The sequence below is a fragment of the Streptomyces sp. NPDC033178 genome (assembly GCF_055577685.1).
Genome location: NZ_JBVIPT010000014.1, coordinates 105,904 through 118,371 on the forward strand (window position 1 = coordinate 105,904; position 12,468 = coordinate 118,371).

A 12,468-nucleotide genomic window follows, 5' to 3' on the forward strand; every position below is an offset into this window, starting at 1 on the left:
CGCCGATGACCACACTGTCCCCGCGTCCACGCCCGCGAACGCGGCCGAGCCTGCGCCAGGGCCGGCGCGGCCTCCTCTATCTCGCGTTGCTCGGCGGCGGGCTCCTCTGGCTCTACCCGTTCCTGTGGGCGTTGGGCAGCTCGCTCAAGAGCACCGACGGCTTCTTCTCCGGTGGACTGAACCCGATCCCGTCCGAATTCCACTGGTCCAACTACAGCGAGGCCTGGACACAGGCGGACTTCAGCCGGTTCTTCGTCAACACGGTCCTGTTCGCCATGGGCACGGTCGTCGTCACCCTCCTCGCCACCTCCATGGCGGGCTACGTCCTGGCCCGCACTGACTTCCCCGGCAAGAAGCTCTGGCTGGGCCTGATCGGAGTCACGCTCTTCCTCCCACACGGCTACACGATCATCCCGGTCTTCGACCTGATCCAGCGGCTCCATCTCCTCAACACCCTCTGGTCGGTGGTCATCGTCCAGTCGGCGGGCGGGATGGTCTTCGGCACCTTCCTCTTCATGGGGTACTTCACGACGATCGACCGGGGCCTTGAGGACGCGGCCCGCGTGGACGGGGCGAGCTTCCACCAGATCTTCTGGCGGATCATGCTGCCCCTGTCCGGGCCGATGCTGGCGACCGTCGGCCTGTTCGCCTGCATCACCGCCTGGAACAGCTTCTTCATCCCGCTGGTCTTCACCCTCTCCCGCCCCGAACTGCACACACTGTCGGTGGGCATGTTCAACTTCATCGGCCAGAACTCCACCGCCTGGACCCTGGTGTGCGCGGGATCGGTGATCACCCTGCTGCCCATCGTCCTGATCTTCGTCGCACTGCAGCGGTTCTTCATCAACGGGCTGGCCGGCGCGGTCAAGTAGGAGCGAGGAGTTCGTACGGCCCTGTGGCACGGTGAATCGGCGCCGCAGTGGCCGCGCTCGGCGCACGCCGCACGGCGACCTCCGGTGAACCTCCGCAGGGCAGGCCCACCGCGAACGCGTCATCGTCGTCGACGGTGAACGTCTCGCCGGCCCGCATCGGCTCGCTCAGACGCCCGTCGGGCTGGGAACCCGGCCGCTGAGCAGGCTTCCCGCGCCGGGAACGACCGTGGGCAGGCCCAGCTCGACGAGGATGCGGTACGCCGTGGCGGTGGCCGCCGAGAGCACCGGCAGCCCCGCCTCCTCCTCCACCGGCTGGATCGACGGCAGCGAAGGCATCTGGACACAGGCGGACAGGACGAGCGCGTCGGCCCGTGACAGGTCGAGCCGCTTCCAGTGCTCGCGCAGGTCGGCGGGGTCGAGGCGGGCGACGGCCAGGTTGTCCGGCACCTCCAGGCTCAGCGCGTCCACGACCTCGGTGCCGGCCGCCTCGATGTAGTCCGCGACCAGTCGGGTGAGCGGCTTCATGTACGGCGTGACGATCGCGACCCGCCCGGCGCCCAGGGCCCTGATGCCGTCGAGCAGGGCGCCGGCGCTCGACACCACGGGCGCCTGGGAGCCCTCGGCGCGCAGCACACCGGTGATCTCCTCCTCGGCGGTGCAGTGGTACCCCGGCCCCTGCGCCATGATCGCCACGAGGCAGGCCGTGGCGACCACGTCGGGGCGGGCATCGGCGAGCTCCAGTGCCGCGCGCCCGGTCTGCGCGTTCATGGCGCGCAGCTGCTCGGGCGTGACATGCCGCATCCGCATACGGCTGCTGTGGAAGACGAAACGGTCCTCCGGAACCAGGGACTCGCGCTGCCGCATCATGCGCGGCAGCTCCGTCTCCATGGTCAGGTTCGAGCTGGGCACGATCAGGCCGATGCGGTGGTCGGTCACGGGATCCTCCGGGTGTCCGGCGTACGTGGGATGCGTACGGGGGTCGGCGACCGGGGATCCGCTGTCCGCGGCGGCGGGTTACGAGTCCTCGGCCAGTCCCTCCCAGTGGTCGGCGAGGGACGTGAGCAGATGCATGACTTCTTCGCGCCGCTCGGGGTCGAAGGGTCCAAGCAGCTGTTCGTCGAGCTGTCGCGCGCGGCGGTTCGCGCCCTGGAGGGCCAGCTCGCCCTCCTCCGTCAGATGGAGCAGCTTGCGGCGGCCGTCGTCCGCGGCCGTCCTGCGTACGATCAGCCCCCGGTTCTCCAGCCGCCGGGCGACGTCCGCCATCGTCGACGTGTCCAGGGAGACCGCGGACGCCATGGAGCGCTGGTCGCTCCCCGGTGCTGCTTCCACGGCTTGGAGCACCGCGAACTGCGGGCCCGTGAGCGTCGGGTCGACGGCACGGATCCAGGCCGCGAGATACGCCTGGTAGAGCCGGCGGACCTGGTAGCCGGGCGCGGCGGTGAGCGCGGGGGGCGGGCCAGGAGGCGTGGACGTCGGGGTTGCGGTTTCGTCACCCATGGAGCCCACTTAAGCACGGCACTTGATCGTGTCGTCAGCCGGACCGGCGATCTCCGGGAACCCGCGCGCCGATGTCACGCCAGCATCGGGCGCAGTGCCTCGCGCAGGGCCGTGAGCGCGGCGGGCGGGTTGTCCCAGAACAGCATGTGGCCGGCGTCCGGGATCTCGGCAAGCACGGCCGACGGCAACAGCCGGGCCGCCTCCGCCGCGCCCTCCGCGGTGACGACAGGGCTGTCCGCGCCGTACAACAGTGCCGTGGGCCCGGGCACGGAGGGCCACCAGTCGAAGAAGTCCTCGCTCTCGAAGCCCCGGTGCGTGGCGGTGACGGCCTCCGCGTCGCAGCTCGCCAGCCAGCGGGCCCGCAGCTCCTGCTCACGGCGCGGCCAGCGCGGCCAGGACCTGGCGACCTCGTCCGCGTCGGTGCCGCGCCGCGACTGCGCCAGCTGATCGAGGAAGGCGTCCAGGGGCGTGGGGTAGGGCCCGCGCCCCGGGCCGCTCATCGGCGGGTCGCCCAGCACGGTGCCCCGCAGCCCCACCTTGGCCCGGACGGCGGTCACGGCCGCGATCCGCGCGCCCATGGAGTGCCCGAAGACGACCGGCCGGTCGAGACCGAGGCCCGTGACGACGGCCTCGGTGTCCTCGGCGTACTCCTCCAAGCTGTACGAGCCGCCCCCGTCGGACAGCCCGCGCCCACGGATGTCGACGACCAACGGCCGGACCAGAGGCGTCAGTTCACGGGCCACGAAGTCCATCGTGACGGCCGGGCTGGTGATGCCGGGCAGCACGACCAGCGGGACGCCGTCGCCCCCGTAGTCCAGGACATGCAGGCGTGTGCCGCCCGAGTGCACCCAGCGGCTGGTGGCGGGAACGTCTGCGAGATCGGCCAGCGCGGACTGCGTCGGCAGGCGGGTGGGCGGGGGCGGGGGCATGGGGATCTCCAAGTGTGCAGAGTGGATGGGGCGGCGGGGTTACGGGGCTGTCCTGGGCAGTCCGTCCAGGTACCCGGCCGCGTCCTTGACGTCGATCACGTCGCCGTACTTGGCCTGGATGTCGAAGAGGCTCGCCTCGTGCGGACCGGGGGCGCGGTCGCCGACGCACTCTCTTGGCACCAGCACCGAGAACCCGGACTGCACGGCGTCCACGGCGGTGGCCCGTACGCAGCCGCTGGTCGTCGCCCCGCACACCAGAACCGTGTCGCGGCCGAGCCCGGTCAGCAGGGCGGCCAGGGACGTGCCGAAGAACGCGGAGGCGCCCTTCTTCACGATCAGATGGTCCTGCGGTGCCCGGGGCAGCCGCGGGTCGAGCGCGACCTGCTCACCGCCTTCGACCAGGCTCCGCATGCCCTGCGCCTTGTGCAGCCAGGTGACGGCGTCGCCCGCCGCCTCGGCCGGCGTGTAGGCGATCGCGGTGAACACCACCGGCACGCCGGCCGGGCGCGCCGCCGCGATCAACTCGCCCGTGGCGCGGACGACCTGGGTGAGGTCGGCCCCTGAGGGGAAGCCCGGCTCGGTGAAGCCGCGTGTGAGGTCGACGACGACGAGTGCAGGGCGGCTGCCACGGCGTACGGGGGCGCCGAAGCCGGCCCGTTCGTAGGTCCGGTTCGTCTCCTGTCCGTACCGGTCCTGGGTGTATCGAGCGTCGCTCATGACGTCCTCCGAAGGGCTCGCAACTCCCGTGCCTGGGCGCCCAGTCGGCCGAGCAGCCAGCCCTCCAGGACACCGAAGGCGAAGGCCCCCGCCACCAGGCCGTACTTGGCTGCTCGCGGGCCGAGCAGCATCGCCAGGCCGTCGAGGTCCGAGTCATGCGCGATGGCCGGCTGTGCCGTGGCGGGAGCGGTCGGGGACGCGGCAGGAGCGGGCACAGTCGTGGACGAGGCCCCGGGCGAGGAAGGCCCTACGGCCCGGTCCTGGTCCAGCAGACTGCCCAGGTTCCGTGCGAACTGCTGGAGGATCCGGTCCGACACCGTGACGATCGCGCCCTTGCCGAACTGGACGATCTTGCCGCGGATCACCAGGTCCGTGGAGAGCTGGAGCAGCGCTCCCTCGGGCGCCGCGAGGATTTCGAGAGCGACCTCCGCCTCCGCGTCCCCGCTGCCGTGTGTGTCCGTACCGCGCGCGTGCACCCGCAGTCGCCGCTGTTCGGCGTCGATCTCCAGGAACCGGACGGTGCCCGCGTAGGAGGCGCTGATGGGACCCACCCGGATCTTCACCCGGCCCCGCCAGGCGTCGCCCTCCTGTCCGTCGAGCGCCGCGCCCGGCATGCAGGAGGCGACCCGTTCGACGTCGTTCATCAGGGCGAAGACGTCGTCGGGGGAGGCCTTGATCGGCACCGTGTTGGTGAGCTGCATGGGTCAGTGCTCCTTACTGTCACAGCGCTGCGCGCAGGCCCCGCGGCGAGCCGTCGCACACGCGTCGATCGCCTCGACGATGGTCTGGTAGCCCGTGCACCGGCACAGGTTCGAGGCGACCACCTCGCGGATCTCCTCCTTGCCCGCCTCGGGCCGCTCGCCGAGGAACCCTTCGGCGAGCATCAGGAAGCCGGGAGTGCAGAACCCGCACTGCAGCGCGTGGTGCTCGGTGAACGCCCGCTGTAGATCGTTCAGCCCGCCGGCACTGTCCGACAGCGACTCGACCGTGCGGATCCTGGCCCCTTCGCCCTGCGCCGCGAACATCAGGCAGGCGCGTACGGGCCGTTCGTCGACCAGGACCGTGCAGGCGCCGCAGATGCCGTGCTCGCATCCGACGTGCGTACCGGTCAGCCGCAGGTCGTGCCGCAGTACGTCGACGAGGGTGCGGCGGGGCTCGGTCACCACGTCGTGCCGCTCGCCGTTGACGTCGAGGGCGATGAGCTGGAGTTCCGGATGCGTCACCACGGGGTCGGTGTTCATGAGGACAACTCCAGGCTCGGGGCGCCGTTCAGCGCGCGGTGCACGGTCTCGGGAGTGATCGGTGTGTGGTCGAGTTCGACACCGGTCGGGCGCAGGGCGTCGTTGACGGCGTTGAGGACGGCGGCGGGCGCCCCGATGGTGCCGCCCTCGCCGGCACCCTTGGCGCCGGTCTCGGTGAACGCGCAGGGCGTCTCCAGGTGGCGGATCAGCACGTCGGGGATCTCGTGCGCGGTGGGCACCTTGTAATCCATGAAGCCGGTCGCCGACGGCTCGCCCTGGGCGTCGTACGTCACCTGCTCGAACAGCGCGCCCGCGATGCCCTGCGCGATGCCGCCCCGGCACTGCCCCTCCACGACCTGCGGGTTGATGGCGACACCGCAGTCCTCGACGCACACGTACCGCAGGATCTCCACCTGCCCGGTGCCGGCGTGGAGTTCGACGACGCAGGCGTGGGTGGCGTTGGAGAAGGTGCCGTCGTTGAAGACGTCGAAGGTGGCGGTGGCTGACAGGCCCGGCTCGATGTCCTTCGGCAGCAGATGGGCCTGGAGGTGGGCGATGTCGGCGAGTTCCTCGTAGGTGAGGACGTCGGGCGCGTTGCGGCGACGGGCGGCGCCGTGCGCCAGCTCCACCTCGTCCGGGGCAACTCCCCAGCGGGATGCGGCGATCGCGCACAGCTTCTCGCCGAGCTTCGCCGCGGCCAGGCGTACGGCGCTGCCGCCGATGGTGATGGAGCGGCTGGCGAAGGTGCCGAAGCCGTAGGTGATGCGGTCGGTGTCGCCCTGATGGAGCCTCACCTTGGCGATGCCCAGGCCGAGTTCGTCGGCGACGATCTGCGCCATCGTCGTCTCGTGGCCCTGCCCGTGGTTCATGGTGCCGGTGGTGAAGGTGACCGCTCCGCTGGTGTCCATCCGCACCTCGGAGATGTCGAATCCGGGCACCACCCGCATCTTGCGCTGCGCGAAGGCCGCGGAGCCGTAGCCGGTGCGCTCGCTGAAGCACGAGTAGCCGATGCCGAGATGCCGGCCCTCGGCGGCCGCCGTTGCCTGCTTCTCGTACCAGCCCTCCTCGCGGACGAGCAGCTCGCACAGGTTGAGCGACTCCAGGTAGGAGCCCGGGTCGTAGGTGATGTTGTTGACGCCCGTGTACGGGAAGTCGGTGATGACGTTGCGGCGGCGGATCTCGACCGGACCCAGGCCCAGTTCGCGGGCGGCGCGCTCGAAGAGCCGCTCCATGACCATCACGTACTGTGGCCGGCTCACCCCGCGATACGGCCCGGTGGGCGCCTTGTTGGTGGTGACCGCCCTCCCGCGCACCCGGTAGGCGGGCACCTTGTAGACACTGGGCATCTCGGCGGACGCCATCAGCGGCTCGATGCCCGCTGTGAAGGGGTAGCAGGAGTAGGCGCCCATGTCGCAGACCACGTCCGCGTCGAGCGCGACGATCCGGCCCTCGGCGTCGAAGGCCGCGCGCGCCCGGTAGTGCTGTTCGCGGGCGAGGAAGGAAGCGGTCAGGGCGTCCTTGCGGTCCTCGATCCACTTGACCGGTCGACGGAGTCTCAGCGCGGCTGCCGCGGCGGCGATCTCCTCGCGGCCGACAACGCACTTCTGGCCGAACCCGCCTCCCATGTCGGGCACCACGACCCGCACGGCGCGCTCGTCGAGGCGCAGGCAGCGGGATGCCACCGTCCGCACCTGGTGCGGGATTTGGGTGCACGTGTGCAGGACGAGCTGCTCCTCGCGGTCGTCCCAGTCCGCCACGGCGCCCCGCGTTTCCAGCGGCAGCGCGTTCTGCCGTCCGGTCCTCGCGTCGACCTCGACGACACAGGGTGCGGACTCGAAGATCCGGTCGATGCCGTCCGTCGCGAAGAGGGAGACGTCCACCAGAGTGTTGTGCGTGGCCTCGGCGTGGACGAGCGGGGCGCCGTCGGCGAGTGCCGCCTCCTCGGACATCACCGGGGGCAGCGTGGCGTACGAGATCTTCGCCGCCTCCAGGCCGTCCTCCGCCGCGTAGGCGTCGCGGGCCACGACGATCACGATCGGCTCACCGACGTAGCGGACCTTGTCGCGGGCCAGGACGGGCATCGCGGTCGGGACGAACTCCGAGAGCGGGCGCCCCAGTTGAGCGACGATGTCGTCAAGATCCAGGTCGTCGGCGGTGAACGCCGCGACGACGCCCGGGACTTCGAGCACAGCGGACAGGTCCACCGAGGCGAGTTCGGCGTGGGCGACCGTGCTGCGCACGAACTGGGCGTGCAGCATGCCGGGCAGCGCGATGTCGTCGACGAACCGGCCGCGCCCGGAGAGCAGCCGCGGATCCTCGCGGCGGCGAACCGCCCTGCCCACCAACTTCTCGTCGTTCATGGGCACATGGCCTCCTCGCAGGCGCGCCGGACCAGGGTCCGGACGAGTTCCTTGCGGTAGTGCGTGCTGCCGGACGCGTCGGAGGGCGGCTCCGCGGCCTCCGACGCGGCGGACGCGCACGCTTCGAAGGAGCCGCCGTCGGCCAGTACGGCCTCTGCCTCGGGCACTCGGACGGCGGCGGAGGCCACCCCGCCGAGTGCCACCCGGCCGGAGCGCACCTCGCCGTCCTCCACGTCGAGGTCGACGGCGGCGGCCACGAGGGCGAAGTCCCCTCGCCGCTCGGCGAATTCGGTGAGCGCGGCGTGCGGTGCGGGACGGGGGAAGACGATCTCGACGAGGAGCTCGTCCGGGTCGAGGGCGGTGGTGTAGTAGCCGAGGAAGAAGTCCCCGGCCGTGATCGTGCGCTCTCCCCGGGGGCCGCGGGCCACGAACTCCGCGCCGAGTGTCATCGCGAGTAGGCACCACTCGGCGGTGGCGTCGCCGTGCGCCATGCTGCCGCCGACCGTGCCCCTGGTGCGGATCGGGAGGTGCCCGATCCAGGTCATGGCCCTCCGCAGGACCTCGAAGCCCGCCCCCAGCACCCCGGCCGGGTCGGTCTCCACCGTGTGGTGGGTGGTGAGCGCCCCGACGCGCAGTCCGCCGTCGGCGTCCCGGTGCATCCGGTCCAGTTCCCGCAGGCCGCCTATGTCGACGAGGTGCCGCGGCCGGGCGAGCCGGTAGTTCATCATCGCGACGAGACTCTGCCCGCCGGCGATGACCTTGGCGTCGTCGCCGAGCTCGGCCAGCAGCCGCGCGGCTCCGTCGACGTCGCGGGCCCGGTGGTACTGGAAGGGGGCGGGCTTCATGGTCCTCCTTGCGTGCGTTCCGGACGGGTCGTGCCGTTCAGGGGCAGGGCGATCCTCACGGAGCCGGGGCGGTCCTACCCGTACGAGGGCGGTGCCCCGGACGGCTCAGAGGGCCGCTTGCTCGGGGACGGCCCGGGGAGTGTCGGCCGGTGTCTCCTCGTCGGCGTCGAGGACCCGGCCCTTCGTCTCCGGCGCCGCGAACGCCATCCACACGACGGCCAGCAGTACTGCGATCCCCAGTACCGCGAAGGTCAGCGGCAGCCCCAGCACGGGCCACATGAGCGAGCCGAACAGCATCGGGGCGAACCCGGTGAGCGCGCGGCTGACCGACGAGGCCCAGCCGAAGCCACTGGCCCGCAGTTCTGTGGGGTACAGCTCCGAGGCGTACGCGTACAGGACGGGAATGGTGAGCTGGATCAGGAAGCCGAAGACGGCGATCGCCACGACGGACCCGGTCGGCATCTCCATCACCAGGGCGAACACGACCAGCGCGAGGGACGCGACCGGCGCCGAGACCCCGATGATCCACTTGCGGCCGACGATGTCGACCAGGGCCGTGGACACCAGCACGCCGATGATGCCCACCCCGCTCATGAGGGTGGTCTTCATGAAGGCCGCCGTGTCACCGAGACCCTCTTCCCGCAGGATCGTCGGCATCCAGCTCAGAGCCGCGTAGTAGACGAGCATGATGGTGGCGAACAGCGCCCAGGCCGCGGAGGTGATGCGCGGGCTGAAGCTCCAGATGCGGCGCAGCTGCTCGGCCGCGGCGGCCACCCCGCGCGGCCCGGTCTCGGCGACGGGCTCCGGAATCGTGTACGGCACGACCGGGGCGCCGGTGCGGGCGACCAGGTCGTCGATGACCTTCCGGGCCTCCACCTCGCGGCCCTTCTTCGTCAGGTAGATGGGCGACTCCGGGATGCCGCGGCGCGCCCAGAACAGCAGCAGCGCGGGCAGGACCATCGTCGCGAGCATCCATCGCCAGTTCCCGTCGACCGTCAGCAGCGCCGTCGACACGAACCCGCACAGCGTGACGCCCACCGGCCACCACACATCGAGCCCGGTGAGTATCCGGCCCCGGTACTTGCGCGGTGAGAACTCGCTCACCAGCGCGTAGTCCACGGGGATGCAGCCGCCGAGGCCGATGCCCGCGAGGAAGCGAAGGGCGAGGAAGACGGGGTACGTGGGCGAGAGGGCACCGAGGACGGAGAACAGGGCGAAGATCAGCAGCGTGACGCTGAAGGCCTTCTTCCGGCCGATCCGGTCCGCGACCGAACCCCAGGCGATGGCGCCGACGGCCATGCCTACGAGGTTGGCGGTCGCGACGAGCCCGCGATCGCTCAGCGAGAGGTCGAACTGCTCACCCACGAGCGGCATGAGGAAGCCGTTCAGGGCGATGTCGTACGCGTCGAAGAGGTAGCCGAGGCCACCGATGATGAAGATCTTTCCCTGGACGGGCCATCTCCAGGGCAGTTCCTGAACTATCTGATCGCCTGTTTTCACGTTCGCTCCACGGTGTTGCGTGTCTGGTACGTGCCGCACGGTTGCGGGCGCGTTTTTCGCGGGGCTCCGGCGTGCGGACCGGACGGTGCAGGGGGTGGCAGTTCCGGGGGGAGGGGCTCAGCGGGCGAACTGGTAGGAGAACGCGCCGAGATCCGGGTCGTTGAGCGGGGTGCCCGACCACAGCCAGTCGTAGGACAGGTCCGACTCCCCGTCGAAGTTCCTGAGTTTCTCGTCCCTGGCCCGCTGTTCGGGGCCGTCGGGCAGGTGGTAGAAGGTCTTGTTGCGCAGCGACGCGTCCTGGACCATGCCTGCGTGCTTGGCGCGCCGGTCGACATAGCGGCGCAGCGCTCCCTCGACTCCGGAGGCCGTCACCGCGCCGAGTTCCTCGGCCAGTACGGCGGCGTCCTCCATGGCCTGCGAGGCGCCCTGCGCCTGGTAGGGGAGCATCGCGTGGCAGGCGTCGCCGAGGAGGGCGACCCGGCCGTCCATCCACACCGGGTCGCGACGCCGATGGTGGAGCGCGAAGGCGGAGACGTCCTCCTTCGCCTTGGACAGCATGGCCGGCACCCGGTCGTCCCAGCCGGGGAACGCTTCCACGAGGTCCTGCGCGGTCGCGGACACGCTCCACTTCTCGGCGACCTCGTCCGTACAGGGCACGCACGCCACGACGTTGAGGTACTCGCCGCCGCGGATCACATAGTGCACGAGGTGCCGGTCGGGCCCGTACCAGATGGTGCTCTGGAAGCGGTCCATGAGCCAGCGCGTCGCCGGGTCGGCGGCGATCAGATCGCCGGGGATGAGCGCCCGGAAGGCCATCTCGCCGGAGAACTCCAGGGTGTCGGGGAGGCCCATCAGGTCACGTGTCCGCGAGCGGATGCCGTCGGCGCCGATGAGCGCGTCGCCGACGTGGCGGCGCCCGTCGTCGGTGACCGCCACGGGACGCTCGGGGTCCGTGCGGTCCAGCTCGACGACTTTGCTGGCGGTGTGCACCTCCACGACGGGGCCGGGTCCGGCGGGGTCGACGCACGCGTCCAGCAGGATGCGGTGGAGATCGGCCCGGTGGTAATGCCAGTACGGCGCGTTGAACTGCTCCTTGACGCGCTGCCCCAGCGAGGTCAGGCCGACGATGCCGCCGTCCTTCCACCGGCGCCGCACCTGATCGAGCGGCTCGGTGTGGATGGCCTCCATCTGCCGGCGCAGCCCCAGCCCCATCAGCACCCGGCTCGCGTTGGGCGCCGTCTGGATGCCCGCGCCGACCTCGCCGAGTTCGGCCGCCTGCTCCAGGACGGTGACCCGCAGGCCCCGCTGCCGAAGAGCCAGCGCGGCGGTGAGCCCGCCGAGACCTCCCCCGACGACGGTGACTTCGTACGACTGACTGGACGCCACTCTTCCTCCAACTGGCGGGCGTGTACGGGTGGTTCGTGCGCGGGCCGGTTCCGTCGCCGGGTCAGCCGCCGGTGGGGTTCTCGTCGGGCAGCCTTCCGCCGGTGACGACCTCGACGTCGTCGACGGTGACGGTGCAGCCGCGCATCGCGATGTCCAGGTGGGCGTACGACTCACGCCCGAGGACCGGATGCGGCCCGGTCGACCACAGGAAGTTCCCGGCGAAGGCACGGGCGTCCATGCCCATCAGGTCGTCCTTGCCGTACATCGCCGTGGCGAACCAGTCGGCCGTACGCATCAGACCCCAGCCCATGTGGGAGAGGCTGCGCGCCCACTCGTCCCGCGCGTCCTCGAAGAAGGTCGACAGCAGCTCGGCCTCGGCGCCGCCGGACACCTTCTCGATGTGCCCGCCCGCGATCTGCAGGGTGACGGGGGTGCGGACGTACTCCTTGAAGGGCAGCAGGATGTCGCCCTCGGCGAGCACGATCTGCCCGTCGGAGATCTCCGGCCAGCACAGCACCATGGTGCTCGGCCAGTGGTCCCAGCGGCCCGGATCGTCGGCGAAGCCGCACTGGAACTCCGGCTTGGATCCGGCGAGTTGAACGATCAGGTCGGTGCCCGCGTCCGAGGTGACCCGCATGACGGACGACCGCTTCAGCAGGTCGACGCCCTCCAGCACCTCGGCCTTGTCGCCCTCCTTGGGCAGGTTGCGGATCAGCACGTCGGGTGCGTCGCAGACGAAGATGATGCGGGTGCCGGCGCGCAGGATCTCCTGCTGGACCGGCGCGTGGATGAAGCCCTCGCGGGTCAGGTCGACGACCAGGTCGGCCGACTTCAGCAGATCCTGCGCGGTGGTGTCGTTGAGTACGGAGACCAGGCCCGGACCCGCACCGGTGTGGGTGCTGGGCATCGGCGCGGGGCTGCCACCAGGCACGGTCGCGGAGATCACATGCGCCCCGCACGCCTTGGCGGCGCCGAAGGCGGCCGCGACGTAGTCGCCGCGGCTGCCGGGCTCGGACAGCACTACGACGTGCTCGCCGCTGCGTACCTTGCACAGCCGCAGCTCGCGTGTGAAGGCGTCGAGCAGGTCGACGGACGAAAGGTCGAACACGTGCTTCCTCCAG

Annotated in this window: 12 protein-coding genes; 1 reads left to right on the forward strand and 11 read right to left on the reverse strand. The window is 70.9% G+C overall.

Annotation, left to right across the window (positions count from 1 at the left end; genetic code table 11):
• Positions 1-5: 5 nt before the first annotated feature.
• Positions 6-872 (forward strand): carbohydrate ABC transporter permease, encoded by an 867-nt coding sequence (locus ACZ5VQ_RS31285; protein ID WP_469107826.1) that lies wholly within the window; start codon positions 6-8, stop codon positions 870-872.
• A 165-nt stretch (positions 873-1,037) separates the two neighbouring features.
• Here the strand turns inward: ACZ5VQ_RS31285 and ACZ5VQ_RS31290 are convergent, their stop codons facing one another.
• The 11 genes from ACZ5VQ_RS31290 to ACZ5VQ_RS31340 form a co-directional block, all read right to left on the reverse strand.
• Entirely contained in the window at positions 1,038-1,808 is a 771-nt protein-coding gene (locus tag ACZ5VQ_RS31290; RefSeq protein ID WP_469107827.1) for a maleate cis-trans isomerase family protein, read from the reverse strand.
• A 78-nt stretch (positions 1,809-1,886) separates the two neighbouring features.
• Positions 1,887-2,369, reverse strand: a complete 483-nt coding sequence (locus ACZ5VQ_RS31295) for a MarR family winged helix-turn-helix transcriptional regulator (protein ID WP_469107828.1) — start codon at positions 2,367-2,369, stop codon at positions 1,887-1,889.
• A 74-nt stretch (positions 2,370-2,443) separates the two neighbouring features.
• Entirely contained in the window at positions 2,444-3,298 is an 855-nt protein-coding gene (locus ACZ5VQ_RS31300; RefSeq protein ID WP_469107829.1) for an alpha/beta fold hydrolase, read from the reverse strand.
• A gap of 39 nt (positions 3,299-3,337) precedes the next feature.
• Positions 3,338-4,015, reverse strand: a complete 678-nt coding sequence (locus ACZ5VQ_RS31305; RefSeq protein ID WP_469107830.1) for an isochorismatase family protein — start codon at positions 4,013-4,015, stop codon at positions 3,338-3,340.
• Positions 4,012-4,716: an SRPBCC family protein gene (locus ACZ5VQ_RS31310; protein ID WP_469107831.1), complete on the reverse strand. Its 705-nt coding sequence runs from the start codon at positions 4,714-4,716 to the stop codon at positions 4,012-4,014. The genes ACZ5VQ_RS31305 and ACZ5VQ_RS31310 overlap by 4 nt, the downstream gene beginning before the upstream one ends.
• A gap of 3 nt (positions 4,717-4,719) precedes the next feature.
• Complete coding sequence (locus ACZ5VQ_RS31315; protein ID WP_469107832.1) at positions 4,720-5,256, reverse strand: (2Fe-2S)-binding protein; 537 nt, start codon at positions 5,254-5,256, stop codon at positions 4,720-4,722.
• Entirely contained in the window at positions 5,253-7,616 is a 2,364-nt protein-coding gene (locus ACZ5VQ_RS31320; protein ID WP_469107833.1) for a xanthine dehydrogenase family protein molybdopterin-binding subunit, read from the reverse strand. Before ACZ5VQ_RS31320 ends, ACZ5VQ_RS31315 begins: the two co-directional genes overlap by 4 nt.
• Complete coding sequence (locus ACZ5VQ_RS31325) at positions 7,613-8,461, reverse strand: FAD binding domain-containing protein (RefSeq protein WP_469107834.1); 849 nt, start codon at positions 8,459-8,461, stop codon at positions 7,613-7,615. The genes ACZ5VQ_RS31320 and ACZ5VQ_RS31325 overlap by 4 nt, the downstream gene beginning before the upstream one ends.
• A 105-nt stretch (positions 8,462-8,566) precedes the next feature.
• Positions 8,567-9,961: an MFS transporter gene (locus ACZ5VQ_RS31330; RefSeq protein ID WP_469107835.1), complete on the reverse strand. Its 1,395-nt coding sequence runs from the start codon at positions 9,959-9,961 to the stop codon at positions 8,567-8,569.
• 117 nt (positions 9,962-10,078) lie between these two features.
• On the reverse strand, positions 10,079-11,347 hold the full coding sequence (locus ACZ5VQ_RS31335; RefSeq protein WP_469107836.1) for an FAD-dependent monooxygenase: 1,269 nt from the start codon (positions 11,345-11,347) through the stop codon (positions 10,079-10,081).
• Positions 11,348-11,408: 61 nt separating this feature from the next.
• Entirely contained in the window at positions 11,409-12,455 is a 1,047-nt protein-coding gene (locus ACZ5VQ_RS31340) for a 2,5-dihydroxypyridine 5,6-dioxygenase NicX family protein (RefSeq protein ID WP_469107837.1), read from the reverse strand.
• Positions 12,456-12,468: the final 13 nt, after the last annotated feature.